This is a genomic window from Veronia nyctiphanis (genome assembly GCF_004116385.1).
Lineage (GTDB): Bacteria > Pseudomonadota > Gammaproteobacteria > Enterobacterales > Vibrionaceae > Veronia > Veronia nyctiphanis.
In genome coordinates, this window is record NZ_PEIB01000111.1 from 1 (window position 1) to 504 (window position 504).

Annotated in this window: 1 tRNA gene; it reads left to right on the forward strand. The window is 39.7% G+C overall.

Features of this window, described 5'->3' with window-relative positions:
- The first annotated feature begins 82 nt into the window (after positions 1-82).
- Positions 83-158: transfer RNA gene (locus CS022_RS24655), tRNA-Ala, on the forward strand.
- The last annotated feature ends 346 nt before the right edge of the window (positions 159-504 follow it).

Consider the following 504-nt stretch of genomic DNA (forward strand, 5'->3'; position numbering starts at 1 on the left):
TGGGGCTGGATCACCTCCTTAACGATACTGTCTTTGCCAGTGTCCACACAGATTGCTATGGTCAAACAAGTAAAGAAATGATGGGGCTATAGCTCAGCTGGGAGAGCGCTTGCATGGCATGCAAGAGGTCGACGGTTCGATCCCGTCTAGCTCCACCACTTTTTAAGTATTTTCACGAGAATATTTACAAAGTGGTTTGACATCACTTTGCTCTTTAACAATCTGGAAAGCTGACTGTTTAATCGAAAGATTAAACAATATCACTTTGATGAGAAGTGATAGTAAAGTTCTCAATAGTTACTTTTAAGTAACACCAAACACATTCAAGTGTTCTTGGGTTTATCTTCGAAAGAAGAATAAACATATTTGAGTCCGGCGAAATCGTTCATCGCTTTATGTTTCCGCTTTTTAAGAAAAAGCAGAGGCAAAAAGGGTGAACATGTTCTTTTATAGAACACCTTGGTTGTTGACCATACACAAGACCTCTTGGGGTTGTATGGTTAA